Here is a 410-nt window from a genome sequence, read left to right on the forward strand (position 1 = left end):
GATGAAACCCCCGCCGCGCACATTGCTCGAACGAACTCGCTAAGATGGCTGCCAATCGGGCCGACGGCAATCATCCGCTTTCCATCACTGCTTGTAGTCTTTTTCCGAAAAACCTTGCAGCAATGCTTTTAGGCCAAGGTATTCCGTAACCTGCGCACCCTGATTTTGAAGGTAGAGAGCCCCGCAGATGCGCAAGGACCTGCAAATGCCAATCATACTGGCGATTACCGACTGCCAGACGGATCTGCATGTCATCAGCTTCACCGGCCGTGATGCTCTCAATGAAGCGTATCGCTTCGATATCTGGCTGATCGGCGCCCTCTTCTGGATGTGCGCAGCCTGCTGCACCGAGAAGCGTTTTTGAGGTTCGGTGAGCGTCGTGGCGGCGTGCATGGCCAGATCTGCCATGC

The 410-nt window shown here is 55.6% G+C and carries 1 pseudogene; it reads left to right on the plus strand.

The window, feature by feature from the left end:
- Positions 1–187 precede the first annotated feature (187 nt).
- Positions 188–410: pseudogene (locus ALO43_RS31720) on the plus strand (type VI secretion system Vgr family protein); the annotation flags it as partial.

Source organism: Pseudomonas tremae (assembly GCF_001401155.1).
Classification (GTDB): Bacteria; Pseudomonadota; Gammaproteobacteria; order Pseudomonadales; family Pseudomonadaceae; genus Aquipseudomonas; species Aquipseudomonas tremae.